This window comes from Devosia sp. 63-57 (assembly GCF_001899045.1).
GTDB classification, from domain to species: Bacteria; Pseudomonadota; Alphaproteobacteria; order Rhizobiales; family Devosiaceae; genus Devosia; species Devosia equisanguinis.
The window spans coordinates 1,875,664-1,900,799 of record NZ_MKUY01000005.1; the positions used below are offsets into that span (position 1 = coordinate 1,875,664).

The window sequence follows — 25,136 nt, forward strand, 5'->3', positions numbered from 1 at the left end:
CAGGAAGGGTCTGGCCTTGGCGAAGATTATTACCACCATCACTGGCGATGCGGCGCTCACTTTCGACGACGTGCTGCTGCAGCCCGCGCGTTCGGACATCCTGCCCACCGAGACCGACATTTCCACCTATGTCACCAAGGACATAGCGCTGAATCTTCCCATCCTGTCCTCGGCCATGGATACCGTCACCGAAGCCAATATGGCCATTGCCATGGCCCAGGCCGGCGGCATGGGCGTCATCCACAAGAACCTGACCGCGACCGAACAGGCCGAGCAGGTGCGGATGGTGAAGAGCTTCGAATCCGGCATGGTGGTGAACCCCATCACGATCGGCCCCGATGCGACGCTGGCCGACGCACACGCCCTGATGCAGAAGAGCCGCATCTCGGGCATTCCGGTGGTCGAGAACGGCGGCAAGGGTGGCCGCGCCATCGGCAAGCTGGTGGGCATTCTCACCAATCGCGACGTGCGCTTTGCCAGCAATCCCAATCAGCCGATTTCCGAGCTGATGACGCACCAGAACCTGATCACGGTGCGCGAAGGTGTCTCCAAGGAAGAGGCCAAGATCCTGCTGCACCGTCACCGCATCGAAAAGCTGCTGGTGGTGGACGAGGACTATCGCTGCATCGGGCTGATCACCGTCAAGGATATCGAAAAGGCACAGCTCCATCCCAATGCCGTCAAGGACGAGCAGGGACGCCTGCGCGTCGCCGCCGCCTCGACGGTCGGTGATGGCGGTTTCGAGCGCTCGTTGGCGCTGATCGATGCCGGCGTCGACCTATTGGTCATCGACACGGCACACGGCCATTCGGTACGCGTCGCCGAGGCGGTCGAGCGGGTCAAGCGCGAGAGCAATTCGACCCGCATCGTCGCCGGCAATGTCGCGACGGCCGAAGCCACCAAGGCGCTGATCGATGCCGGTGCGGATGCGGTCAAGGTCGGCATCGGGCCCGGCTCGATCTGCACCACGCGCATTGTTGCCGGTGTTGGCGTTCCTCAGCTCGCCGCCGTCATGGCGTGCGCCGAAGAAGGCCACAAGCAGGGTGTTCCGGTGATCGCCGATGGCGGAATCAAATTCTCAGGCGATATGGCTAAGGCCTTGGCCGGTGGCGCTTCTTGCGTCATGGTCGGCTCGCTGTTGGCCGGTACCGACGAGAGCCCGGGCGAGGTCTATCTCTACCAGGGCCGCTCCTACAAATCCTACCGTGGCATGGGCTCGGTCGGCGCCATGGGCGCAGGTTCCGCCGATCGCTATTTCCAGCAGGATGTGCGCGACCAGATGAAGCTCGTGCCCGAGGGCATCGAGGGCCAGGTGCCCTATAAGGGGTCGGTCGGCGCCGTGCTGCATCAGCTGGCAGGAGGCCTCCGCGCCTCCATGGGTTATACCGGCGCGCACACGCTCAAGGATTTCCGCGAGAACGCCACTTTCGTGAAAATCTCTGCTGCCGCTCTGGGTGAAAGCCATGTCCACGACGTGACCATTACCCGCGAAGCCCCGAACTATCGCAGCGGCCGCTAGGTTGACCGAGGCCGGCGCCCAGTGGGGCCGGCCTTGTTTCCGTGCGAATCCGCTGACATGACGTGTGCCGTACAAGCACCTGTCATCTCTCGGAATTCTGCTCATGCCCGTATGCGCCCGCGCTCTCGCCCTCTTCGCCATGCTTCCTCTTGCGGCCCCGCTCGTCGCGCTGGCCAATGACGACCCGGCCTGGCTCGCCCAGTGCGACGCCGCGGGCACCTCCCGGATCGAATGTCTGAGCGTGCATCTGCAAGCGCTCGAAGACGATCAGGTGCAGGTCCTCGACACCCTTCAGACCGCGCTGGGCAATCCGGGACCTGATGGGACCGATTTCGCCGCCGCCCGCGCGCTGCTGGATACGACGCAGACCACCTGGTGGGATTTTGCGCAATCGGACTGCCGCATGCTCGACCTGGTGATGGGCGATTTCGGCGGCATGGGCGGAGAGGCGGGCTTCTGCCTCATCGAACACTATGAACACCGCAATGCCCAACTCGAACGCTGGGTGGCGCGTCTGGAATAGTGCCTCGCCCATTCAATTATCCAGCCCGTGACAGCGCCGGATGGTTTTGTGCTTTCACCCCTACCAAGAATTAACAATGCTTCTGTGCAAATGGGTGTAGCATCGCCAGTGTTGAGAACAGGCACTGGAGACGATTATGGCTAGGCGCGAAGGCTATGCGGCACCGCAAATATTGATGCACTGGGTGATTGTTCTACTGGTCATGGTGCAATTGGTTGTCGCCGAAAGCATGACGGAAACCGTGGATGCCTTGGAGGAGGGTGGGCAGGTCGCCGCCTCTGTGGCCACCGGTGCATCCATTCACTACTGGGTCGGCATCGCCATTCTCGCGCTCATGCTGGTCAGGCTGGGCATGCGGCTCACCTTTGGCGCGCCGGTCCACGCTCCGGGTTCGCCGCCGGCGCAGAATCTGGCCGCGAATATTGTCCACGGCGCACTTTATGTTGTGTTGCTGGCGGCGCCGATCTCCGGCCTCGTCGCCTATTACGATCTTGCCGATGTGGGCGATGTCCATGCGCTGGTGCGGCCGATCCTGTTGATCCTGGTGCTGCTGCACATTGCTGGCGCGCTGTTCAACCAGTTCGTCCGCAAGGATGGCACGCTGATGCGCATGTTCCGCCCGGCGCCGTAGCCCGACCTTTACCGCGCGGCGCTTGGGCGAAAAGCCCGAGCGCCACTTTTCGCTGTCGCGAAAAACGATTTTCCTATAGGCCCCTAGAGCTTTTAACGTCCAGGTTGATCCAGCTCGCTCCCTCCCCCCTTGAGGGGGAGGGCTGGGGTGGGGGGGGGGCAGTGGCACACCGATGGACCCCCACCCTCAATCCCTCCCCTCAAGGGGGAGGGAGGCGAAAGAGCCCTGAGTCCACCTCAATTTGAAATGTTCTAGCCGTGTCTTCGGACTCTCCACAGGAGCCTCAACCATGACCCTGACCATCAAGCTCATCATCCTTGCCATGGCCGCGCAGGCTTTTTTGTCGATGGGCATATTGGTGCTGTTGGGGCGCGAGCGCGTGCCGAGGATCATGAGCGGGGAGATCCCGGTCGCGAAGATCGCCGTAGAGCGCGATGCCTATCCGCTCAAGGCGCGGCTGCTCTCGAACAATTTCGACAATCAGTTCCAGCTGCCCGTGCTGTTCTATGTCGGCGCCATTCTTTCGCTCTACGCCGCGCCGGGTTGGCCGGAGGCGGGGCTCGCCTGGCTCTTCGTTGCCAGCCGCTATATCCACGCCTATATCCACGTTACCCATAATCGCGTCACTCAGCGTTTCATGGCCTATGTCGCCGGCCTTGCGATCCTGGCGCTGTTCTGGCTATGGCTGGTCGTGCGCCTCGTCATCCTAGCCCCGAGTGTCTGATCCATGCGTTTTCCCGGCCGTCTGTCCGCTGCCATCGAAGTCTTGACCGATGTGGAGCAGCGCAAGCGTCCTGTTTCGGAGGCGCTGAAGGCCTGGGGCATCAACAATCGCTTTGCCGGGGCAGGCGACCGCGCCGCCATCGGCAATCTCGTCTATGACGCACTGCGCCGCCGGGCTTCCCACGCCTTCGCCATGGGCAGTGACAGCCCCCGCACGCTGGTGCTGGCCGTCGCCCTGCGCGATTGGGCCGAGACGCCGGAAAGCCTCAATGCGGCTTTTGCCTCCGATAGCCACGCCCCCGTGCCGCTGAGCGAGGACGAGGCCAAGGGCGCAACGGCCGATCTGGCCGCTGCGCCGGCTGCGATCCGTGCTGATGTTCCCGAATGGTTGGCGCCGTCGCTGGAGCGTGCCTTTGGCGCCGACTGGATTGGCGAGGGGGAAGCCATGACCGGCCGCCCCTCGCTCGACCTGCGCGTCAATGCGCTCAAGGCCGCGCCGGAAAAGGTGATGAAGTCGCTGGCCCGCTTCACGCCGGAGCCGGCTGCCATTGCCCCCTTCGGCCTGACCATGCCGGCCGGTCCGCGTGACGCCCGTACGCCTAATGTCACCACCGATGAAGGCTATCTCAAGGGCTGGTTCGAGGTGCAGGACCAGGGCAGCCAGATCGTCGCCGCCCTTGCCGGCGCGCGCGAAGGCGAACAGGTGCTCGATCTCTGCGCCGGGGCAGGGGGCAAGACCCTGGCCCTTGCCGCGACCATGGGCAATTCCGGCCAGATTTTTGCCTATGACAGCGACCGCGCGCGCTTGGCGCCGATCTATGATCGCCTCAAGCGCAATGGCGTGCGCAATGCGCAGGTGCGAGCACCCAATGATGGTGCGCTCGACGACCTCGTCGGCAAGATGGATCGCGTGGTGGTCGATGCGCCATGCACCGGCACGGGCACCTGGCGCCGCCGCCCCGACACCAAGTGGAAGCTGACACCCGAGCTCCTGGCGCAACGCCAGTCCGAGCAGGCGGCGCTGCTGGTCGAAGCCGCCCGTTATCTCAAATCGGGTGGCACGCTGGTTTATATCACATGCTCGATCCTGCCCGAGGAAAACGACGACCAGATCGTTGCCTTCCGCGCCGCTCATCCCGAATTTACCTCGGTCGATATCGCCGGGGCCTGGCGCAGCGCCCTGATCACCGATCTGCCCGAGGGCCTCGCGACCCCAGCCGGCGGCCTCTGCCTCACCCCCCGTCGCACCAGGACCGACGGGTTCTACGTGCATCTGCTGCGCAAGGCGTAGCGCGGAGGTTACCGGTCTGCTGTGCGCCGCGGTGAACCACCCCAGCCTGCGCGACGTTATGGTGTCAGAATGCTGACACAGGAGCGTCGCCATGCACGCCACCACCACAGACTACCGCGCCCCCCAATCCTGGGTCGCTCTTGCCGTCTTTCTTGTCCTGGTCATCGGCATCGGGGCGCTGATCGGTACGCAGTCCGTCCCCGGCGCCTGGTATGAGCAACTGACCAAGCCGCCGCTCAATCCGCCCAATTGGGTATTCGGCCCGGTCTGGTTCGCGCTTTACGTGCTGATCGCCATTGCCGGTTGGCGTGTCTGGGTGGCCGCGCCGACATCGAATGCCATGAAATTCTGGGGCGGGCAGATGCTGCTCAATTGGGCCTGGTCGCCCATCTGGTTCCTGGCACAGCAGCCCTGGCTTGCCTTTGCGGCGCTCGTCGCCATGTGGCTTTCCATTGTCGGCTTCATCTTCACCAGCCGCCGCCACGACACGCTCGCCCCCTGGCTCTTCGTGCCCTATCTCGCCTGGGTGAGCTTTGCGGGCTATCTCAACCTGTCGATCGCGCTGCTCAATCCGGGCGCATAGCAATCTTGCCCCACGTCGCACTTGCGGAATCCCCATGGCGGGGCTAAAGCCTCGCCATGCTGCACCCAGACACCGCCCCCCGCACCGACACCATTCTCATCGTCGACTTCGGATCGCAGGTCACGCAATTGATTGCGCGCCGCATCCGCGAAACCGGCGTGTATTGCGAAATCCATCCCTTCCAGTCGGCAGGCGCAGCCATGGCAGCGCTCAATCCCAAGGGCGTTGTGCTCTCGGGCAGTCCGGCCTCGACGCTGGACGAGAACGCCCCCACCATCGACCAGTCGATCCTCGACGCCAATGTGCCGATCCTGGGGATTTGCTATGGCCAGCAGGCTTTGTGCATGGCGCTGGGTGGCAAGGTCGAAGCCGGCCATCACCGCGAATTCGGCCGGGCCGAGCTGACCCTGCAAAAGGCCAACGCGCTGACCGAGGGCGTCTGGGATGTCGGCACCGAGCACCAGGTCTGGATGAGCCATGGCGACCGCGTCGTCGCGTTGCCCGAGGGCTTTGAGGTCGTCGGCACCTCGCCGAATGCGCCCTTCGCCATGATCGCCAATGAGCAGCGCCGCATCTGGGCCGTGCAGTTCCACCCGGAAGTCGTGCACACGCCCGACGGCGCCAAGCTCTATGCCAATTTCGTGCACAAGATCTGCGGCATCCAGTCGACTTGGACCATGTCCGCCTATCGCCAGAAGATGATCGAAAAGATTCGCGATCAGGTCGGCTCTGGCCGCGTCATCTGTGGTCTTTCCGGCGGCGTCGACTCTTCGGTCGCGGCGGTGCTGATCCACGAAGCCATCGGCGATCAGCTCACCTGTATCTATGTCGATCACGGCCTGATGCGCCTGAACGAAAGCGAACAGGTCGTCACCATGTTCCGCGATCAGTTTAATATCCCGCTGGTCCATGTCGATGCGTCGAAGAAATTCCTCGGCGAGCTCGAAGGCCAGTCCGATCCCGAAACCAAGCGCAAGATCATCGGGCGCCTGTTCATCGAAGTCTTCGAGGAAGAGGCTAAGAAGCTCGGCGGCGCCGAATTCCTGGCCCAGGGCACGCTCTATCCGGACGTCATCGAATCCGTCTCCTTCACCGGCGGCCCCTCGGTCACCATCAAGAGCCACCACAATGTCGGCGGCCTGCCCGAGCGCATGAACATGCAGCTCGTCGAGCCGCTGCGCGAACTGTTCAAGGACGAAGTGCGCGTGCTCGGCCGCGAGCTGGGTATTCCGGACAGCTTCATCGGCCGTCATCCCTTCCCGGGCCCGGGCCTGGCCATTCGTTGCCCCGGCGGCATCACGCCGGAAAAGCTCGATATCCTGCGCCAGGCCGACGCCATCTATCTCGACGAGATCCGCAAGTCCGGCCAATATGACAAAATCTGGCAGGCCTTCGCCGTGCTGCTCCCTGTCCAGACCGTCGGCGTCATGGGCGATGGCCGCACCTATGAATTCGTCTGCGCGCTGCGCGCCGTGACCTCGGTCGACGGCATGACCGCCGATTTCTATCAGTTCGACATGAACTTCCTCGGCAAGACCGCCACCCGCATCATCAACGAAGTCCGCGGCATCAACCGTGTCGTCTACGACGTCACCAGCAAGCCCCCGGGCACGATCGAGTGGGAATAATCCGGGCCGCCGAAGCGACCCGGCCTGCCTGTAAAGCGGCAGTTACGACTGGCTGGATTACTGACCGCGCTTGCGGGCAGTCACTTCGATCTCAACCTTGATTTCCTCGACCGGGAAACCGCAGATGATTGTTGTGTTGGTCGGCCGCGGGTCTGAGAAGGTCTCGCCCAGGACCTTTGAAACGGTCATCACGTCAGCACGGTCGGCGACATAGACATTGAGGCGCACGATATCGGCAAGGCTGGCGCCACCCTCTTCAAGCGCCCGGGCAATGGTGCGCAGCGACTGCCGCGTCTGCTCTTCCGGATCGAACGAGATCGAACCATCGGGATTGTGCCCCGCTGTGCCCGAGACGAAAACCCATTCGCCATCGACCAGCGCGCGCGAATAGCCGGCCAGTTTCTCGAATTTCGATCCGGATGAAATGGCGCGGCGGTCCGTCGACATATTTTCGTGCTTTCTTGTTTGGGCCTAATCGCCCCATGGCAGGGCTGGTCGGCTCGTTCTAGCTCTAGGGCGCGTCGCTGGTGGAATCTTCGGTTGCGAGAATATCGAGCAACAGGTCTTGCGAGGCGCGGATATCGGCTTCGCAGGCCTCGCCAAGCCCATTCCAGTCACCATTCTTGATCGCCGTGATCATCGCGGCATGCTGGTCGGTGAAACCCGAACGATGTTCAGTCTTGAGCAATTCGCTCATCCGGTCCGAAAGAAAGCGCACATAAGGCCCGGATCGCAGCCAGAGATTTTCGATCTGGCTCAACAATACGGAACTGCCGGCAGCGCGGTAGATGTGGAAATGGAAGGCGCGGTTGGCCGCCGTCATTTCGGTATTGTTTCCGGCACTGGCACTGGCGCGGTGGTGCTCGAGAATTTGCTCGAGCCGGGCAATATCAGCAGGGCTGAGCTGCGGTCCCGCAATGCGCGCCGTGGCGCCCTCGACGATCATCCTGGCCAGGGTGATATCGCGCAGCTCCGGTGCTGTGATCGCAGGGACATAGGCGGTGCCGGACGCAGAAATGCTTAGCGCATTTTCCGATGCCAGCCGACGCAGCGCCTCGCGCACAGGCATATGCGAGGTGTGAAACCGCTCAGACAAAGACGCGATGGTGAAGGCTTTTCTGGCTTCGAAAGCGCCGGACATCAGGGCATCGCGCAATTGCTCATAGACCAGATCATGCACAGTCTTGCGCGAAGAAACGGGTTTCAGCTCGCCGGTCGAGAATTTGCTTTCCAGCAATCGAATACCCTTTCCCACGCACGAACGCCCCTTAGTCTTTGCTAGTATGATCAAAGGACACTATCCGCAACACGGAAATGCCCGATCAACCGAGCTGCCGAACAAAGCCCGCCATGCGGTCCATTGCCCGGTCGATGTCGTCCAGCGACAGCGCTCCGAAGCAGATGCGAAGGCGGCCTTCGCCGGCCGTGCCATAGAAACTGCCGGCTTCCACCACTACCCCGGCTTCGTCCATCAGCCGCTCGGCCAGGGTTTGCGCCGACAGGCCGAGTTGCGACACATCGGGGAAAGCATAGATGGTTCCCTGCGGCCAGGCGCAGGTCACGCCGGAAATCTGGTTGAGCCGGGTGACCACGCGATCCCGCTTGGCGCGGTCGTCGGCGATGAGTTCCGCCAGGATCGCGGGATCACCGGTCAGCGCGGCCAGGGCGCCTTCCTGGATAAAGGTGTTCACATGGGTCACGTCATTGGCTGTGATCTTGAGGATGGCGCCAACCGCTGCCTTGGGCGCAGCCAGATAACCGATGCGCCAGCCATCCATGGCATAGCTCTTGGTGAAGGCAAAAAGCGTCACCGTGCGTTCGGCCATGCCGGGAAGCGACGCGATCGAGATGTGTTTGGCGCCGTCGTAGACGATTTCCTCATAGACCTCGTCGGACACCACGATCAGATCATGACGGATCGCGATATCGGCCAGGGCCAGAAGTTCCGCGCGCGTATAGACGCGACCGGTCGGATTGCACGGATTGATCAGCACGATCATCTTGGTGCGGTCGGTAATGCTGGCCTCGATCCGCGCCGCGTCGATGGCGTAGTCGTTGGCGGCGTCGAGCGGCACGGGCACGGCAATGCCCCCGGCCAGTTCGATCTTGCCGATATGCTGGGGATAGTAGGGCTCGAGCAGGATGACCTCGTCGCCATCGTCGATAAAGGCCATGAGCGCGGCATAGGAGCCGTGGGTCAGGCCATTGGTGACGACCACCTGGTCGGGCGTGACGTCCATGCCGTTTTGCCGGGCCAGCTTGGCGGCGATGGCCTGGCGGAGCGGCAGAATGCCGGGAAGGTCGGAATAATGGACCTTGCCCGCCTGGATGGCAGCGATGGTGGCATCCTTTATGTGCTGTGGCGTGTCGGCGGAGGGCTTGCCCAGCTCCATATGAATCAGGTCCTCACGGCCGCTCGACGCGGCGCGCGCATACATGCCGAAGGACTTTTTGGACGTGGCGGTAATTCGGCGGGAGAGCTGCTTCATAACTATAGGTCCTGGCGGCGATCTCTGCCGCTCAACTGTTCGATCATTTGGCCAGCATGTCCTTGAGCCGCGCCTGGACGAGCGCGGCCGAGGCGACCATGGGCGTAAACTGGTGAAAGGGGAGAGGGCGCAGCGGGCGGGTTGGAATGGGCAAGGTCTCGAGGCTTTCGCCCAGCGCGGCCCGTGCCAGCACGCGGCCGAGCTGCGCGGTCATGGCGATGCCGCGGCCATTGCAACCGATGCCGCCGAACCAGTTTTCGCCCAGCTGGTAGAGACGCGGCAGGAAATCCGGCGTCATCGCTGCAACGCCCGTCCACACCACTTCGGGCGTCACGGCCTGCGGCAGCGCGAGCTCTTCGCTGAGCCGCTTTGCCACGGCCCGGCCCAGCCTGTCGAAGGCGCCAAAGGGAATGGCCGCCATGCCCCCGCTGATCAGGCGATTGTCGCGGTCCAACCGATAGGTGAACAGGTTTTGCCGCGTATCGCCGACCGGGCGACCATCGGGCGCAATGCGTTTGACCGTCGTCGGGTCGGCGGGGGTGGTGGCGATCTGGTAGACCCGCAGCGGCACGGTTGAGCGTCCCATGCGGGAAGCCACGCCGCTGGTGAAGGCATTGGTGCATTGCAGCACCGTCGTTGCCATCACGCTCGCACCTGAGCGCATGGTGAGGCGCCAAAGCCTGCCGTCGCGGTCGACTCGATCGACGCAACTGTTTTCATGCGCGGTACCGCCCCGGCGCCGCACGCCTTGCAGCAGTCCGCGCAGATAATCGAGCGGGTGGATGGTGCCGCCGTCTTGGTCGAGCAGCGCCCCGGAATAGATGTCCATGCCGGTCTGTTCGCGGGTCGCATCCGCGTCGAGGAACGATACCGGCCGGCCCAGCTCCCGCCACAGCGCCGCGCGGTTGCGGAGCATGTCGGCGCTCGCCTCGCCATAGGCGGGGTTGAGCCAGCCGCTCTGGCGCGCATCGCAGGCGATGTTGTCTTCCGCGATGGTGCTGAACACGGCGTTGGCGCCATCGCCCACAAGACTCAGCAAGGCGTTACCCCGCTCAGTGCCGAGCCTGGCACGGACGGCATTGGGGTCGGCCTTGGCGAAATTGGGGACCACGAAACCTGCATTCATGCCGCTGGCCCCGGCGCCGATCTGGCCGGCCTCCAGCACGGCGACAGAACGGCCGGCAAGCAATAGCGCGCGTGCGGCGGTGAGACCGGTAAAGCCCCCGCCGATAATGGCGACATCCACCGAATGCGGCAGGTCGGTGTCGGTCTCGGCACCGAGCCGCGCCGTGCGGGTCCACAGCGTATCCTGGAGAGGTGTGGTCATGGTCAGGTCCGGATCCGGGGATCGAGCAGGATGTAGAGGAAATCCACGATCAGATTGGCGATGACGATGAAGAAGCCTGCCAGCATGACCACGCCGATGATCACCGGGCGGTCCTGGGTCTGCACCGATTGCACGGCAAGCGAACCAATGCCCTGCAGCCCGAAGACCTGTTCGGTGACCAGCGCGCCGCCGAGCAGGGCCGCGATATCTGCCCCGAGCTGGGTCGATAGCGGCGAGAAGATCGATCGCACGCCATGCTTATAGACAACCTTGCGCTCGGAAAGTCCCTTGGCCCGGGCGGTGCGGATATAGTCTTCGCCCAAAACCTCGAGCAATTGACCGCGTGTGAGGCGCGCATAGATGGCGGCGGAGGTGAAGGCCAGGGTGAACCAGGGCAGCATGAGATGCCACGCCCATAGCCCCGGATTGGGCAGGAACGGCCGGTAGCCGCCCGGTGGGAACAGGGTGAAACCGGCCTGCCGCGGCACGAAATAGAGAAAATACAGCGCCGCCATGCCGAGAACGAAGGAGGGGAAACTCACCCCGATCAGGACGAACCCCTGACCCAGCCGGTCGGCCAGGCTGCCGGGTCGCCGCGCCGACATGATGCCGATGGGTATGCCCATGCAGAGCCAGAGAATGACCGCCCCGACACAGAGCGAAATCGTGGCAGGCATGCGGTTGCTGATGAGATCGAGCACCGGCTGCTGGTTGCGATAGGAATAGCCGAGATCACCGCTGAGGCTGCGCCCGAGAAAACTCATATATTGCTCGATGATTGGCCGATCGAGGCCAAGGTTCTCGCGCACCTGTGCAACCTGGGCCTCGGTTGCCCTTTCCCCTGCCACCACGCGCGCGGGATCGCCCGGCGCAACGAAGAACAGCGTGAACACGAAGCCGCTGAGCATGATCAGGACGAGCGCGGCGAAGCCGATGCGGCTGGCGATGAAGCGGATCATGGCGCAGTCCCCACGGCGGTCTTTTTCTTCTTTTGCACCTTGTGCCGCATGCTGGCGGGGTCGAGCGCATCGCGCAGCGCATCCCCCAGGATGTTGAACGAGAGCGTGGTGAACAGCAGCGCCAGGCCGGGAAACAGCACCAGCCACCAGGCGAACATGTAGATCGAATTGTTCGCCGCCTCGGCCAGCATGCCACCCCAGCTCGGCGCCGGCGGAACGATGCCCAGGCCGAGGAAGGACAGTGTTGCCTCGAAGATGATGGAGGTCGGCACCATCATGGTCGTGTAGATGATGATCGGCGCACCCAGATTGGGCAGGATGTCGGTCACCATGATCGACAGATGCCCGGCACCCATCGATCGGGACGCGAGAACGAATTCGCGCTCCTTGAGCGAGAGCACCTGTCCGCGGATTACCCGGCCCATCGTCGTCCATGAGAAGAACACGATGACAGCAAGGCTCAGGGGCAGGCTGGGACCGAAAACCGCCACCAGCGACAGCATGCAGAGCAGCACCGGGATACTCATCACCAGATCCATGAGCCGGCCCAGCACGACGTCGATCCAGCCGCCGAAATAGCCGGCCACGAGCCCAACAGTAATGCCGATGACGGCAGCCGTGAGCGAAGCGAGAACGCCTATGGCCAGCGAGATGCGGGCGCCATAAGCGAGCCGGACCAGGACGTCACGCCCCAGTTGATCGGTGCCGAAGAGAAATTCGCCGCTGGGCGGCACGGGCAGGCCGGTGGGTGTGAGGCCAGTGGTGAGGAACTGCGCGACCGGGCTATGGCCGGTCAGGGCCGCAATGGCATCGGCGCCCAAGGCAGCTGCGGCCAGCAGCACGATGAAGACCAGCGCGACGAGGCCGGCGCGGTCAGCCAGCAGCCGCCGCATCGTCAATTCGAACGAACCGCGTTGTTTGACTTCGGCGCTCATGGCGTGGCCCCCTGTCCGAGGGCGTCGGCAAGGCCGCCGCCTGTTTTTCGATAGTGCGGGTCGGCTGCGGCGAGCAGTTCGCGCGTATAGGGGTGCTGCGGGTTGTGATAAAGCGTTTCGGTCTCGCCACGCTCGACCACCTGTCCCGATTTCATCACCATAATCTCGGAGCTGACATGACGCACCACGGCCAGATCGTGGGAGATGAAAAGGTAGGACAAGCCCATTTCCCGCTGCAGCTTGCCGATGAGGTTGAGAATCTGCGCCTGGATCGACACGTCGAGTGCCGAAACCGGTTCGTCGAAAATGATGATCGAGGGCTTGAGCGCCAGCGCCCGGGCAATCCCGATGCGTTGGCGCTGGCCGCCGGAGAACTCGGCGGGAAACCGGTTGTAGTGCTCGGGGTTGAGGCCGACGATCTCCATGAGCTCGCGCACCTTGTTCTTGCGCTCTATGCCATGGGCGATGTTCTGGATGCGGAAAGGATCGCCGATGATCGAGCCGACACGACGGCGCGGATTGAGTGATCCGAAGGGGTCCTGAAACACCATCTGCACGCGCTTGCGCATTTCAATCCAGCGCGCGCGATCAATGTCGACCACGCTCTCGCCTTCGATGGTGACCTCACCCGATGTCGGGGGCAGGAGGCCGGCAATGATGCGGGCCAGCGTTGACTTGCCGCAGCCGCTTTCGCCGACGATGCCGAGCGTCGTGCCGCGCGGCAGCTCGAGGCTGACGCCCTTGAGCACTTCAAGATTGATGCGCCTGCCGAACAGTGAGCGGCCGCCATAGGTCAGCCGAACATCCTTTGCGCTGACCACGATATCGCGTTGCGCGACAAGAGCTGCGGGCTCCGCTGGCACCGGGGCGAGCGCTGCCGCGGTATTGGAAGCCTTGTCCTCCAGCCAGCACAGTGACTGCGTGCCATCGGCGAAGGTTCTCAAGGGTGGGCGCTCTTGCCGGCAGATATCCATTGCGGCTGGGCAACGCGGCGCAAAGGCGCAGGCCTTCTGCTCGAGCAGCAGGCTCGGTGGCTGGCCAGGAATGGACGGCAGCGCGCCGCGCTTTTCCTGGCTGGGCGAGGAGCGCAACAGGCCGAGCGTGTAGGGGTGGGCCGGCGCGGTCAGCACAGCCTCGCCGGGACCGAACTCCATGCGGTTGCCCGCATACATCACCATGGTGTGGTCAGCGATGGAGGAGAGCAGATCCAGATCGTGGGTGACCATGATGATGGCCGTGCCGAATTCGCGTCGCATCTGGTTGAGAAGGCTGATGATCTGCGCCTGCACGGTGACGTCCAGTGCCGTCGTCGGCTCGTCGGCGATCAACAGGGCAGGGCGCAGCACAATGGCCATGGCGATCATGACACGCTGGCGCATGCCGCCTGAAAACTGATGCGGATAGTCGTGGACGCGTTTTTCCGCATCGTGGATGCCGACGCGACCGAGAATGTCGATGACTTCCTTGAGTGCTTCCGCCTCGCTCACCTTGCGATGGGTGCGGATGGCTTCGACGATCTGTGCACCGATCGTGTAGAAAGGATGCAGGCTGGAGAGCGGATCCTGCGAGATCATGGCAATTCGATTGCCCCGCAGCTGCTGCATGGCGCGCGCTGGCAGGTCGAGCAGATTGCGGCCCTCGAAGAGAATTTCGCCTGAAATGAGTGCGCCTGGCAGCAAACCCATGATCGCCTGGGACAGGACGCTCTTGCCAGAGCCGGATTCGCCGGCAATGCCGAACAGCTCCTCCGCGCCCACATCGAAGGAGACGTCGCGGGCGGCGTGAACGAATCCATCCCCGGTGGGGATGTCGATGCTGAGGTTGCGGACGGAAAGAACGGTCATAAGCAGATAGGTCGCCGGGGGGCTGCGGTGAGGAGGCCGGACAAGCCGGCCTCCGTCGATTGGGGATAAGGCGCGATCAGCGGCTCAGCCACACATTGGTCCAGTCGCCATTGCCGCCAGCGGCATAGGGCAGGAAGTTCTGAACGGCAGCGCCGTGGTAGAGCACGGTGGTCTGCGAGATCAGAGGCACGGTCGGGGGATTGGCCATGACGATCTCGTCGACCTGGTTCCAGAGCTTGCCGGCTTCCTCTAGGTCCGACGTTGCCAGGGCGCGCGCCGCCACTTCATTGGCCTCTTCGTTGTTATAGTCCGAGAAGTTGAAGGTGCCGTGGGTGCCGTCATAGGTGTATTGCGGCTGGAAAATCGAGCGCGCAGCACCACCCGGCCAATCCGGCGACCAGCCCGACGGCACCAGATCCCAGACACCGTTGAGGGCGTTGTCGAAATTGGTGATCAGGCGCGGATAGAAATCCGAAGCCGGGGTCGGCACCAGTTCGATCTTGAACCCGGCGGCCTCGAGACTCGCCTGCAGTACCTGGGCTTCGGCAGCGCCGTTCCCCGCATTGCGGAACGGCATCTTGAGCGACAGCCCATCGGGATAACCGGCTTCGGCCAGCAATGCCTTTGCCTTGGCGGGATCGCCTTCGCTGTTCGGCGTCGGATAGGGTGCAAAGTCGTGGTGGCCCAGGATGCCGAGCGGGAAAATGCCGTTGAGCGGGGTGGCGAATTCAGGCCCGCCCAGCTGCTGCACGATGGCCGCCTTGTTGACCGCATAGTTCAGTGCCTGGCGCACCAGTGGATTGCGCAAGGCCCCGTCATTGTTCTCGGAAACCGTGTTGATCCAGATCATGCGCGAGGCGCCTTCGGCCAGCGTCGAGATCTTTTCATCGCCCTGCATCGTTAGCATCTGCACGGTGACCGGTGGCACATTGATGTCATAGAGCATGTCGCCGTCGCCGGACTGCAACTGCTGCATGGCCGCATCGGGCTGAACGCCAGCAACGACTTCGATCGTATCGACATAGGCCTTGCGCAGCGGATCGCTCTCGGCGGTCCAAGCCGGGTTGCGCACCAGCGTGACCTGCGTATCAGGCACATAGGAGTCGATGGTATAGGGGCCGCTGGAGATGAAGTTCTCGCGGTATTCCGGGCTGTCCGGCAGATAGTCCAGCACTTCCACCGGGGCCGGGGTCGTGACGGGCAGGGTCAGCAGATAGATGAAATCGTTGGCCGCGTATTTGAGGCGGAAGACCACCGTGTCGTCAGACGGGGTTTCGATACCCGCGACATCGCCGGACTCGATAAAGGCCTTCATCGCCTCGACGGTCGGCTCCACCTTGGCAAAGTCAGCGCAGAACTCGGCATAGCCCACGATCAGGTCCTCGAAATAGGACACGGCGGGGTTCGGCAGCGAGGGATTGCAGATGCGCATGAAGCCGCGCTCGATATCGGCCGCCACGATCTGGCGCGCGCCATCCGGGGCGTCCCAATTGGCGCCCTGGCGCAGCTTGAAGGTGTAGGTCAAACCTTCGTCGGTCGGCACGGGAACGCTGTCCGCCAGGTCGGCCTGGGGCGCGATCTGTTCCTCAGCATCATTCGATGCGGCAAAATTGATCAGCTGGCGCGTGACGGCGCGAAAAAAGCTCCCGGTATCGGCGGTGGCCGGCGGGACCGTATCGAAGCGGTCGACTTCGGCCGTGCCCAGAATGCGCAGGGTGCCGCCGGTCTGGGCGTCTTGCGCCATGATGCCGGTGGAGCTCAGCAAGGCAAGCGTGAGCCCGGCCAGGGCCATCCTGGCAGATGTGCGGTATGTCATGTGTTCCCTTTCTGCCAATGCGGCAGTTCCCTTCAACCTCGAAATTTCAGGCGCGAACTTACCCCTTGCGCGCCGGAAATATCAGTCTGAGCATTTGATCAAACGATGCGATACTAGGAGCCGCGCTCGGCAGATGTCAACGCGGTCGCCATCGGAAAATCACAAGGTGATCGGCCTGATCACAGAAAAATGCCACTTTGTGATTTTTTGATCAAACGCCTTTACAGCGCTCGGCGATGGCGACACATTGGCGCCGTACAGGGACCGGGAAGCGGTCACTCAGCGCATGCTCGTCCGGAGGAAAGTCATATGTCAGCCATCGCTTTAACCAATGCCACGCTGTTCGATGGCGTGAAGGACGAGGCCATTCCGGGCATGAACGTCCTCGTCGTGGACGGCCGCATCGAGGCGGTGACCGACCAGTCCATAACCGGCAAAGCCGTCACCGAGTATGATGTCGGCGGGCGCACGCTCATGCCCGGGCTGATCGACGCGCATGCGCATGTTTTCGCAATCAACCTGGTGGCCGAACACGACCGCAATATTCCGCTCACCGAGATGACCGCCCGCGCCGTTCCGCGCATCCGCAAAATGCTCGACCGTGGCTTCACCAGCGTTCGCGACGTTGCCGGCGGCGATGTGGGCATCCGCAATGCCATTGCCCAGGGCTTCATTCCCGGGCCGCGCCTCTTCGTGGGTGGACCGGCGCTGAGCCAGATCGGCGGCCATGGTGACCATCGCAGCACCACCGACGAGAGCCTCGACATCGACCTGAATTCGAGCGCTTTCTACTTTACCTGCCGCATTGTCGAAGGTGTCGACAATCTCCGCAGCGTGGTGCGTAACGAATTGCGCAAGGGCGCCGACCACATCAAGGTTCTGGCCTCCGGCGGGGTGGGGTCGCCCAATGACGCCATCGAAATTCCTCAATACAGCGAAGAAGAATTGCGCACTGTGGTGCGCGAGGCAGCGGTGCGCGGCAAATATGTCTGCGCCCACGCCTATGAAAGCGCCGCTATCGCACATTCCATCCGGGCAGGGGTGCGCACCATCGAACACGCCAACCTCATCAACCGCGAAACCGCGGCCATGGTGGCCGCTGCGGATGCCTTCGTCGTGCCCACGCTGGTCGCCTATGAGGTGACCGCCCAGCATGGCGAGCGCCTGGGGCTGTCGCCCTATGTCATGCAGAAGCTCAATATGGTCAACGATGCCGGTATCGTCATGCTCGGCCTCTGCGAAGATGCCGGGGTGAAGCTCGGTTTCGGCACCGATCTGATGGGCGACATGGAATTTGCCCAATTGCAGGAGCTGACGATCCGCGCCCGGGTGCAGCGTCCCGTGGATGTGCTGCGATCGGCGACTTCGGTCAATGCGCAGATCGTGCAGCGCCCGGACCTGGGCGTGATCGCGCCTGGCGCCACCGCCGACATGCTTGTGGTCGATGGCGACCCGCTCAAGGACATTTCCGTGCTTACCGCGCCGGAAAAGAACCTGCGCATGATCATGAAGGACGGTCAAATCTACAAGACCGACCTGGCCGCCAAGGCCGCCTGAGCCGTTCTTTTTGTTGCCCGATCCTCGAGTGCCGACCATGACCAGCCAAGCCCCTGCCGACCTGACATTTGAAATGCTGTACAGTGAACCCAGCATCATCGGCACGCTGCCGATCGGGCAATGCTGGTCGGCCGATGGCACGCGCCTGGCTTTCCTTTGGAACGATGGCGGCCACACTTTTCGCGATGTGTGGATCTGGGATGGCGCGAGCCAATCTCGGCGGCGTTTGACGCATCTGGGGGAGGGGCGTACCAGCGGCGAACCACAGGGTATTTCCGAACTCGCCTGGATCGGCGAGGGACGGTTGGCCTTCGTGCTGGGCGGCCAACTCTACGCCGTGGACGCGGTGGGGCAGGTGCTGCCTCTCGCCATTGGCACGCCCAATATCCATACCCTGGCCGCCGCGCCTGACGGCGCGTCGCTGGCATTCCTGTCGGGTAACGCCTTGCTGGCGCTTGGCACCGAAACCGGCGCGCAGCCTCAAACGCTGGTGTCGGGCTCCACCTTTGTCGGCGTCGAGTCTTTTCACTGGACCGAAGATGGCCGCCTCTGCTTCGTCGAGGCGGATGATACCAATACCCGCAAGATCGAGATCGCCTATGATGCGCGCGGCGAAGCGCGGCGGGACCGGTTTGTCCGCGCCTTCCCCGGCGATCTGCTGACCCGCCGTCGTGTGGGGCTGGTTGACACCAAAGGCGGCGCGCCGACCTGGTTTGAGCGGCCGGACGCCGAAGACGCAATCTGGGGTTATGGCGTGTCGCCGGATGGTCGTTCGCTGTTCATCAGCAGCAGCGATCTCTCCATCAAGCATCACACGATCTATCTCTACGATACGGCTTCGGGCACGCGCAGCACGGCCTATGCCGCCCATGACCCCGCAAAGATCCGGCCGGACTGGCAGGTGGCATTCTCGCCGAACGGCGAGGGCCTGATCGTTCTCACCGATCGCGATGGCTACAATCACCTGCATCTGCAGCCCAAGGCCGGCGCGGCACTTCAGCCATTGACCGCGGGCCCTTGGGAGGTCGCAGAATTCTTCATCGACGCCGCGGGCGGCACCATCTACTTCATGGCCAATGCAGCCCACCCCGCCGAGCGGCACCTTTACGCGGTGCCCTTGTCGGGTGGCGAGGTGACGCGGATCACCGGACCGGCCGGCATTCACGTTCCGACTTTTGCCCGCGATTTCAGCGCCTTCGTCGATCTTTTCAGCGATGACATGACGCCGCCCGAACTCTTCGTGCAAACCTTGATCGGCAAGACCGATCCCGTTCCAGTGACGCAGTCCCCGCTGCCGGCCTTCGCGCAACGGCAATGGGCTGAGGTGCGCTATGTGAAGTTCAAGAGCCATGTGGACGGCGCGGAACTCATGGCGCGTGTCATGATCCCCCAAGCTTTCCAGCCCGACGGCACCCATCCGATGGTGGTCGGCTCGGTCTATTCCGATGGGCTCCTGAACCAGTGGGGCGGCCGGGCTGCACACCCAAGCTGGGGCATTGACCAATATCTCGCGGCGCGCGGCTTTGTCGTCGTCAGTCCCGAAATCCGGGGAAGCTTCGGCCGTGGCCGCGAGTGGAACCGCGCCATGCTCAACAGCTATGGCACCCAGGATATCGAGGACATCGCCGACTGCGTCAAAACCCTGACCGATCTCGGCTATGCCGATCCCAAGCGTGTTGGCATCTGGGGCTCGAGCTATGGCGGCCTCATGACGCTGATGTCGCTGTTCAAGAAGCCCGGTTTCTATGCTGCCGGCTTTGCCGGGGCACCGGCGACCAATGTCTGGCACGCCTATCCCGAACAGGGCTGGATCATGGGCCTGACCGAAGGCGAGGACTTTATTGACCGCTATCGCAAACAGTCGGCCCTGTTCCACAGTGCCGGGCTCAAGGACCCTCTGACGATCCTGCATGGCACCAAGGACGAAGTGGTGCTCTACGCCGACACCTTGGCGCTGGTCGAAAAGCTCATCGCACAGGGCAAGAGCTTTGAACTCGTCACCCTGCCGGGCACAGGCCACGCCTGGGCCAAGCAAGACCGCACACTGACCCGCTTCGCCTATGGCAAGCTGGCCGCCTTCTTCGAGCGTCACCTCAAGGCATAAGAGGCGGGGGGCGGCAGGACGCTAGGGCAGGGCAAACCGCCTATGATGCTCCGTCACCTTCTGGAGGGCGTGTGCAGCATTCAGCAGCATGGGCTCTGCCAGCGGCTTTGCCACCAGCTGGATGGCATAGGGCAGGCCGTCCGGCGTAACGCCGCAGGGCAGGGTGATGGTGGGCACGCCGGCCATGGAGAAAGGCGAGGTGAAGCGGTGGAGCGCGAACATGGTTTCGTTGTCCATGGCTTCCACGGCGGCGCGGGTCGGCGGTGCCGTGGGAATGGCCGGCACGGCGATCAGATCAACATCGGCCATGGCATGGGCCAGCCGCCCCGCAAATTCCGTACGGTAGCGATAGGCCCGCTGCAGCCGCTCCACCGGCAAAGCGCGGCCGGTTTCGATCGCAAGGGCCAGCGGCTCTGAATAGGTCTCGCGGTGTCGGGCGAAATTCTCCGCATGCACCAGCGCCACATGCGCCGTGCAGATATCGTACCAGCGGTCGACCAGTTCGGGTTCGGGGGCCAGCGAAAAATCGGAAATGCGCGCGCCAAGCCCAGCATAAATGCCAAGGGCATTCTCGATGGCGTCGAGCAGGCCGGCCTCAACCCCCTGCGCCAGCCACTGCCGCGGAACCCCGATCCTGAGCCTCGAAACCGGTTGGCTGAGCTGTGCCACATAATCGGGAACGGGGGCGACCAGGGTGGTCGGGTCTGCCGGATCGGCGCCGGCGACGACACCCAGCATGATGGCGACGTCCTCGGCAGAACGCGCGATGACCCCCACGTGATCGAGCAGGCCCGCCAGTTCGAAAGCGCCATGGCGGCTGATGCGGCCCCAGCTCGGCTTGAGGCCGGTGACGCCGTTGACGGCGCTGGGCATGCGGATGGAGCCGCCGGTGTCGGAGGCCATGGACGCATAACCTAGGCCCGCTGCCATCGAGACGCCGCTACCGCCCGACGAAGCGCCACCCCAGTGCTCAAGGCTCCAGGGATTGAGCGGCTCGTTGAAGGGCGGCACATATTTTCCGAATACGCCTTCGGCGAGGTTCACCTTGCCCACGATCACCGCACCAGCCGCCTGCAGTCGGTCGATGATGGTGGCATTGGTGGCGGCGCGGTGGTCGATGCGACTGGGCATGCCGGCAGTGGTCGGGACACCGGCAATGTCGAACATGTCCTTGACGTTGACGGGTACGCCATGGAGCGGGCCGAGCAAAAGCCCCTCGGCGCGTGCTGCATCCGCCCGGTCGGCCGCAGCCAAAGCCGCCTCGGGCATAAGGGTAATGAAGGCATTGGTGCGCTCGGCCAATGCCGCGGCACGCGCGAGAATATGCTCGGCCAGGGCCCGGGCGGTGAGTTCACCCACCCGCAGGCGCTGCGCGATTTCGGCGAGGGACTGATAGTGGAGCGGCGTCATGGCAATTCGGCATAGTGGTGGACGGAGGCCTTGATCTTGGTATGGGCCAGAACTGAGGCTTCGCTGAGATCGGCGCCCATGCCGGAATTTTTCCAGCCGCCGAAGGGCAGGGCAACGTCGAGCGCATTATGCACATTGACCCAGATCGAGCCGGCCTCGAGCTTGCGCGTCATATGATGCACCCGGCCAAGATCATTGGTCCAGATGCTGGCGCCGAGGCCGAATTCCGAACCATTGGCCAAGGCGAGCGCCTCGGCATCGCTGTCGAAACTGGCGGCGACGAGGACGGGCCCGAAGATTTCCTCGCGCACCGGGGTCATGTCGGGGCGCACATCCGTCAAGACGGTGGGCGGCACATAGCTGCCCGGTCCCTCGATCGGCGTGCCGCCAACCACGACCCGGGCGCCTTCTGCAGTGCCGGCGTTGATAAGGTCATGAATGCGGCGTTGCTGGGCTCGCGTGACGACCGGCCCCATCTGTGTCGCCGGGTCGAGCGGGGAGCCGATGACGATGTTTCGCGCGATCTCGGCCACGCCCTCGATGACCTGATCGTAGAGAGATCGGTGCACATAGAGGCGCGAGCCGGCGCAGCAATTCTGTCCGTGATTGGAAAAGATGGCCCAGGCGGCGGCGGGAATGGCGCGTTCCAGCGGCGCATCCTTGAACAGGATCACCGGAGATTTGCCGCCCAGTTCGAGACTGCAGCGCTTGAAGGCGCCAGCGGCATCGACGGCGATCTGCCGGCCGACGGGGGTGGAGCCGGTGAAGGTCACCATGTTGACATCCGGGTGGCGCACCAGCGCGATGCCGGTCTCGGCGCCGCTGCCGGTGACGATATTGATGACACCCTCGGGAATGCCGGCCTCAAGCGCCAGTTCGGCAAAGCGCAGGGCGCTGAGCGGGGTCTGCGGCGCGGGCTTCAGCACTATGGTGCAACCGGCTGCCAGCGCTGGCGCGATTTTCCAGACCGCGATGCCGAGGGCGACATTCCAGGGCACGATGGCGCCGACGACACCGATGGGTTCACGGAAGGTGAAGCCCGCCATTTCTCCGTCGGGAATGTAGGGAATGGAGAGGCGCGCCGTCTGGCCTTCGAGCTTGGTGGCCCAGCCGGCCATGTAGCGCAGGAAATGTACCGAATAGCCGACATCGACGCCGCGCGTATTGGCCAGCAGGCGCCCGGAACACAGGGTCTCGATTTCGGCGATCTCGGTTTCATACCGTTCGAGCAGGTCGGCGAGCCGCAGCATGGCCAGTTCGCGCTCATTGGGGCGCATGCGGCCCCAGGCTCCGTTGAGAGCGGCGCGGGCCGCGCGCACGGCGGCATCGACATCCTCTGCCGAGGCATCAGCAGCGCGAGCGAAGGACTGGCCCGTGGTCGGGTCGCTAAGGTCGTAGCTGGCTGCGGCGGCATGAGCCTTGCCGCCAATATGCATGGGGTGCGACCGGTCGAGATAGGCCTGCGCCGCCGTTCCGAGAGCCGAAAGATCGTTTTCCAAGCGGGGCATGCAAACCTCCTCCAAGTGATAGTTCGAGGAGTGTGCCGCGGCCCCGTCCGATGCGACAGGCGACGGCGGCAGCCTGTAGCCCGCCAGCGCAAAATTGTGGTGCCTCAACGCCCTGGGCTGCGCATCATCTCGGAGGGCAGGGCCCCGAAACTGGCGCGGAAGTCGCGGGCAAACTTGCTGAGATGATAAAAGCCATAGGTGGTGGCGATATCGGTGACGGTGCGCGAGGTCTCGGCCGCCTTGAGAATTTCCGCCCGCGCCGCCTCCAGCCGCATGGTCTTGTGCAGGCCCAGTGGGGTAGTGTCGCGGAACCGCCGGAAGCCGGCATGAAGCGAACGCCGGCTGACACCGGCGACGTGGACCAGATCGTCGATGCCGATATCATCGGTCAGATGGGCGCGCATGAATTCCTCGGCGCGGCGGATATAGTAGGGAATGGCGGAGCGCTGGTCATCGCCGAAGCGGTCCGACAGGCTGTTGGGCAGCGACAGGATCAGCGACACCAGCGCCATCTGGAACGAGCGCTGGACCATGGGCTGTTTCAAAAGCCCGTCGCCCATGTCGAGCGCCTGGCAGATCGAGCCCAGCGTGCTGAGAAAAAGGCGTGGAGCCGGGCCGCTATTGACCGCGTCGAGATCAAAATGCAGCGCATCGGGACAGCTGTTCTGCAACTCGGCACTGGCGGCGTGAAGCAGCACGGACATGGGGATTTGCAGGGTCAGCTGCTGGTAATCCGCCGACATCGACGACATCAGCGGCTTGCGTGGCTCCGCCAAGTAGATCATTCCGGGCCGGATCTGCGTCGTGGCCTTACCCTGGGACATTTCGGCACTGCCCGACAGCGGTATCTTGACCAGCAAATTGCTTTCGAGCTTGGGCGCCAACACGTCGACGCCGGATGCATCTGACTTGTAGGCGATGAAGTGCAGGTTCAGCTTGTGCAGCTTGGCGCTGTTGTGAACGAGGTGCAGCTTGCGGCCACGACCGCGCAGGGAAAGGTCGTGCGGGGCGATGAGATTGGTCAGGTAGGTGCGGGCCTCATCCAGCGAACAGGCCTTCACCGGCGATTGCGTGGTGAAGGGGGAGCTGGCAAAGGCGCTGAAAAGGACGGGCGTTGCCGCCTGTGAATTCAGGTTGACGGCTATGGTCATCGAGCGGCCTCCAATTCCAATCAGGGGGCGCCCGGCGGACGATCCGCCGGGCGAAGGCGTCAGTCCACCAGGGGGATATTGTCGAGAGAATAGGGACGCTCGAGCGGAGCCACCCAGGTGTCGATATTGTCCGAGGTGAACAGCGTCGACTTGACCGTCAGGTCGGGATGCTCGCCAGTGGGATTGTCGATGGCGTTCTTCATCGCCAGGGCCACGGCCCAGCCGGTGGCATAGCTGTCGGGGTCCCAGGTGCCGGTGATGCGGCCATCGCGAACGGCCTGGATGGCGTCGTCGTCACCATTGATGCCGAAGATCATCACGCCTTCCTTGGACTGGCCGCCATAGATCGGCTTGCCGGAAGAGGCCAGCGCGGCGGAGATTCCCAGGGCGCTCTGGTCGTTATAGGCCCAGAACACCTGCGCATCGGGGAAGCGGAGGATTTCGTCGGCGGCCAGGGTCGAGGCGTTGGCAGCGGAGTCCTTGGTGTTGTCGACCTGGTCGATGATTTCGAGACCGGCGGCCTTTGCCGCGTTGGTAAAGCAGGTGACGTTGTTCTGGATGGACGGGACCGGAGGGCCACCCATGACGATGACCTTGGCCGCCGGGGCGCGCTCGGCGATCCAGGCGGCCTGCTGGTCGTAGGCGCCACCTTCGGTGCAGAGATTGGCGGCCCACCAGACCGAGCTGGTCACGCCTTCGCCGCTCGAATTGACGCCGATCACCGGAACGCCCTGGGCATTGGCGCGCGAATAAGCGCCGGCCACGGCGTTCGGGTCGAGCGACCAGGAGGCGAATGCCTTGACGCCAAGGGTGAGCAGGGTGTCGACATGGGAAACCTGGCGGTCGGCCGAGAGGTTGGCATCGAGCAGGCGCCACTGCCAGCCCAGATCGGCGGCAGCCTTCTCCATGGCCGCATTGATCACCTGCTGGCCCGGTTGGGCCGCGATGGGCGAGATGTAACCGATGGTGATGTTGTCCTGGGCGAAGCTCGCCGGGGCGGACAAGGTCGCCATCAATGCCGCCGCAGCGGCCAACACGATAGAACGTTTCATTGCAGTTCCCTTCCTTGGGTAGTCTGTTTTAGGCCCTTTCCCTCAGGGCCATCGGGTCCACACCCCTCGTGGACGCACCTTCCGCC

General features: G+C 63.5%; 21 protein-coding genes. 9 read left to right on the forward strand and 12 right to left on the reverse strand.

Features of this window, described 5'->3' with window-relative positions; all coding sequences use genetic code 11:
* Positions 1-16 precede the first annotated feature (16 nt).
* From guaB to guaA, 7 genes are all read left to right on the forward strand, one after another.
* Positions 17-1,519, forward strand: coding sequence for an IMP dehydrogenase (guaB, locus tag BGO80_RS17265; protein ID WP_126151944.1), 1,503 nt, complete (start codon positions 17-19; stop codon positions 1,517-1,519).
* A 103-nt stretch (positions 1,520-1,622) separates the two neighbouring features.
* The gene (locus BGO80_RS17270) at positions 1,623-2,042 is read left to right on the forward strand and encodes a hypothetical protein (RefSeq protein ID WP_286722577.1); all 420 of its coding nucleotides are present in this window, start codon (positions 1,623-1,625) and stop codon (positions 2,040-2,042) included.
* Between the two features lie 136 nt (positions 2,043-2,178).
* The gene (locus BGO80_RS17275) at positions 2,179-2,673 is read left to right on the forward strand and encodes a cytochrome b (RefSeq protein ID WP_286722579.1); all 495 of its coding nucleotides are present in this window, start codon (positions 2,179-2,181) and stop codon (positions 2,671-2,673) included.
* 289 nt (positions 2,674-2,962) lie between these two features.
* Positions 2,963-3,397: an MAPEG family protein gene (locus BGO80_RS17280; protein ID WP_286722581.1), complete on the forward strand. Its 435-nt coding sequence runs from the start codon at positions 2,963-2,965 to the stop codon at positions 3,395-3,397.
* 3 nt (positions 3,398-3,400) lie between these two features.
* A complete protein-coding gene (locus BGO80_RS17285) occupies positions 3,401-4,687 on the forward strand; it encodes an RsmB/NOP family class I SAM-dependent RNA methyltransferase (protein WP_286722582.1) in 1,287 nt (428 codons plus the stop codon).
* 91 nt (positions 4,688-4,778) lie between these two features.
* Positions 4,779-5,270, forward strand: coding sequence for a TspO/MBR family protein (locus BGO80_RS17290; RefSeq protein WP_286722583.1), 492 nt, complete (start codon positions 4,779-4,781; stop codon positions 5,268-5,270).
* A gap of 56 nt (positions 5,271-5,326) precedes the next feature.
* A complete protein-coding gene (gene guaA, locus BGO80_RS17295; protein WP_286722584.1) occupies positions 5,327-6,898 on the forward strand; it encodes a glutamine-hydrolyzing GMP synthase in 1,572 nt (523 codons plus the stop codon).
* A gap of 57 nt (positions 6,899-6,955) precedes the next feature.
* Here guaA and BGO80_RS17300 read toward each other — a convergent pair whose 3' ends face one another.
* The 8 genes from BGO80_RS17300 to BGO80_RS17335 all read right to left on the reverse strand — a co-directional run bounded on the left by BGO80_RS17300 (position 6,956) and on the right by BGO80_RS17335 (position 16,268).
* The gene (locus BGO80_RS17300; RefSeq protein WP_126151223.1) at positions 6,956-7,345 is read right to left on the reverse strand and encodes a RidA family protein; all 390 of its coding nucleotides are present in this window, start codon (positions 7,343-7,345) and stop codon (positions 6,956-6,958) included.
* Positions 7,346-7,409: 64 nt separating this feature from the next.
* Entirely contained in the window at positions 7,410-8,135 is a 726-nt protein-coding gene (locus BGO80_RS17305; RefSeq protein WP_126151224.1) for a GntR family transcriptional regulator, read from the reverse strand.
* Positions 8,136-8,220: 85 nt separating this feature from the next.
* Positions 8,221-9,387 carry a pyridoxal phosphate-dependent aminotransferase gene (locus BGO80_RS17310; protein WP_286722587.1) on the reverse strand — a complete coding sequence of 389 codons (1,167 nt, stop codon included), beginning with the start codon at positions 9,385-9,387 and terminating at the stop codon, positions 8,221-8,223.
* Between the two features lie 43 nt (positions 9,388-9,430).
* On the reverse strand, positions 9,431-10,714 hold the full coding sequence (locus tag BGO80_RS17315; protein ID WP_286722589.1) for an NAD(P)/FAD-dependent oxidoreductase: 1,284 nt from the start codon (positions 10,712-10,714) through the stop codon (positions 9,431-9,433).
* 2 nt (positions 10,715-10,716) lie between these two features.
* The gene (locus BGO80_RS17320; protein ID WP_126151227.1) at positions 10,717-11,673 is read right to left on the reverse strand and encodes an ABC transporter permease; all 957 of its coding nucleotides are present in this window, start codon (positions 11,671-11,673) and stop codon (positions 10,717-10,719) included.
* Entirely contained in the window at positions 11,670-12,608 is a 939-nt protein-coding gene (locus BGO80_RS17325; RefSeq protein ID WP_126151228.1) for an ABC transporter permease, read from the reverse strand. The genes BGO80_RS17320 and BGO80_RS17325 overlap by 4 nt, the downstream gene beginning before the upstream one ends.
* On the reverse strand, positions 12,605-14,452 hold the full coding sequence (locus BGO80_RS17330; RefSeq protein ID WP_286722592.1) for a dipeptide ABC transporter ATP-binding protein: 1,848 nt from the start codon (positions 14,450-14,452) through the stop codon (positions 12,605-12,607). The genes BGO80_RS17325 and BGO80_RS17330 overlap by 4 nt, the downstream gene beginning before the upstream one ends.
* Positions 14,453-14,528: 76 nt before the next feature.
* The gene (locus BGO80_RS17335; protein ID WP_286722594.1) at positions 14,529-16,268 is read right to left on the reverse strand and encodes an ABC transporter substrate-binding protein; all 1,740 of its coding nucleotides are present in this window, start codon (positions 16,266-16,268) and stop codon (positions 14,529-14,531) included.
* Between the two features lie 309 nt (positions 16,269-16,577).
* Here BGO80_RS17335 and BGO80_RS17340 point away from each other — a divergent pair, with 309 nt between their 5' ends.
* Both BGO80_RS17340 and BGO80_RS17345 read left to right on the forward strand, forming a co-directional pair.
* Positions 16,578-17,825, forward strand: coding sequence for a metal-dependent hydrolase family protein (locus BGO80_RS17340; RefSeq protein WP_286722596.1), 1,248 nt, complete (start codon positions 16,578-16,580; stop codon positions 17,823-17,825).
* A 37-nt stretch (positions 17,826-17,862) separates the two neighbouring features.
* Positions 17,863-19,929 (forward strand): S9 family peptidase, encoded by a 2,067-nt coding sequence (locus BGO80_RS17345; RefSeq protein ID WP_286722598.1) that lies wholly within the window; start codon positions 17,863-17,865, stop codon positions 19,927-19,929.
* 21 nt (positions 19,930-19,950) lie between these two features.
* Here BGO80_RS17345 and BGO80_RS17350 read toward each other — a convergent pair whose 3' ends face one another.
* The 4 genes from BGO80_RS17350 to BGO80_RS17365 all read right to left on the reverse strand — a co-directional run bounded on the left by BGO80_RS17350 (position 19,951) and on the right by BGO80_RS17365 (position 25,050).
* Positions 19,951-21,339, reverse strand: coding sequence for an amidase (locus tag BGO80_RS17350; protein ID WP_286722600.1), 1,389 nt, complete (start codon positions 21,337-21,339; stop codon positions 19,951-19,953).
* The gene (locus BGO80_RS17355; protein WP_286722602.1) at positions 21,336-22,847 is read right to left on the reverse strand and encodes an aldehyde dehydrogenase family protein; all 1,512 of its coding nucleotides are present in this window, start codon (positions 22,845-22,847) and stop codon (positions 21,336-21,338) included. Before BGO80_RS17355 ends, BGO80_RS17350 begins: the two co-directional genes overlap by 4 nt.
* Before the next feature lie 104 nt (positions 22,848-22,951).
* Complete coding sequence (locus BGO80_RS17360) at positions 22,952-23,998, reverse strand: AraC family transcriptional regulator (RefSeq protein ID WP_126151234.1); 1,047 nt, start codon at positions 23,996-23,998, stop codon at positions 22,952-22,954.
* 59 nt (positions 23,999-24,057) lie between these two features.
* Complete coding sequence (locus BGO80_RS17365; protein ID WP_286722605.1) at positions 24,058-25,050, reverse strand: sugar ABC transporter substrate-binding protein; 993 nt, start codon at positions 25,048-25,050, stop codon at positions 24,058-24,060.
* Positions 25,051-25,136: the final 86 nt, after the last annotated feature.

Bases quoted from the DNA above. Each gene is read 5' to 3' on its own strand.
- BGO80_RS17290 (WP_286722583.1), top strand. From the start codon at position 4,779: ATGCACGCCACCACCACAGACTACCGCGCCCCCCAATCCTGGGTCGCT.
- BGO80_RS17310 (WP_286722587.1), bottom strand. From the start codon at position 9,387: ATGAAGCAGCTCTCCCGCCGAATTACCGCCACGTCCAAAAAGTCCTTC.
- BGO80_RS17275 (WP_286722579.1), top strand. From the start codon at position 2,179: ATGGCTAGGCGCGAAGGCTATGCGGCACCGCAAATATTGATGCACTGG.
- BGO80_RS17340 (WP_286722596.1), top strand. From the start codon at position 16,578: ATGTCAGCCATCGCTTTAACCAATGCCACGCTGTTCGATGGCGTGAAG.
- BGO80_RS17350 (WP_286722600.1), bottom strand. From the start codon at position 21,339: ATGACGCCGCTCCACTATCAGTCCCTCGCCGAAATCGCGCAGCGCCTG.
- BGO80_RS17315 (WP_286722589.1), bottom strand. From the start codon at position 10,714: ATGACCACACCTCTCCAGGATACGCTGTGGACCCGCACGGCGCGGCTC.
- BGO80_RS17285 (WP_286722582.1), top strand. From the start codon at position 3,401: ATGCGTTTTCCCGGCCGTCTGTCCGCTGCCATCGAAGTCTTGACCGAT.
- BGO80_RS17365 (WP_286722605.1), bottom strand. From the start codon at position 25,050: ATGAAACGTTCTATCGTGTTGGCCGCTGCGGCGGCATTGATGGCGACC.
- BGO80_RS17280 (WP_286722581.1), top strand. From the start codon at position 2,963: ATGACCCTGACCATCAAGCTCATCATCCTTGCCATGGCCGCGCAGGCT.
- BGO80_RS17360 (WP_126151234.1), bottom strand. From the start codon at position 23,998: ATGACCATAGCCGTCAACCTGAATTCACAGGCGGCAACGCCCGTCCTT.
- BGO80_RS17325 (WP_126151228.1), bottom strand. From the start codon at position 12,608: ATGAGCGCCGAAGTCAAACAACGCGGTTCGTTCGAATTGACGATGCGG.
- BGO80_RS17335 (WP_286722594.1), bottom strand. From the start codon at position 16,268: ATGACATACCGCACATCTGCCAGGATGGCCCTGGCCGGGCTCACGCTT.
- BGO80_RS17345 (WP_286722598.1), top strand. From the start codon at position 17,863: ATGACCAGCCAAGCCCCTGCCGACCTGACATTTGAAATGCTGTACAGT.
- guaA (WP_286722584.1), top strand. From the start codon at position 5,327: ATGCTGCACCCAGACACCGCCCCCCGCACCGACACCATTCTCATCGTC.
- BGO80_RS17300 (WP_126151223.1), bottom strand. From the start codon at position 7,345: ATGTCGACGGACCGCCGCGCCATTTCATCCGGATCGAAATTCGAGAAA.
- BGO80_RS17320 (WP_126151227.1), bottom strand. From the start codon at position 11,673: ATGATCCGCTTCATCGCCAGCCGCATCGGCTTCGCCGCGCTCGTCCTG.
- BGO80_RS17355 (WP_286722602.1), bottom strand. From the start codon at position 22,847: ATGCCCCGCTTGGAAAACGATCTTTCGGCTCTCGGAACGGCGGCGCAG.
- BGO80_RS17330 (WP_286722592.1), bottom strand. From the start codon at position 14,452: ATGACCGTTCTTTCCGTCCGCAACCTCAGCATCGACATCCCCACCGGG.
- BGO80_RS17270 (WP_286722577.1), top strand. From the start codon at position 1,623: ATGCCCGTATGCGCCCGCGCTCTCGCCCTCTTCGCCATGCTTCCTCTT.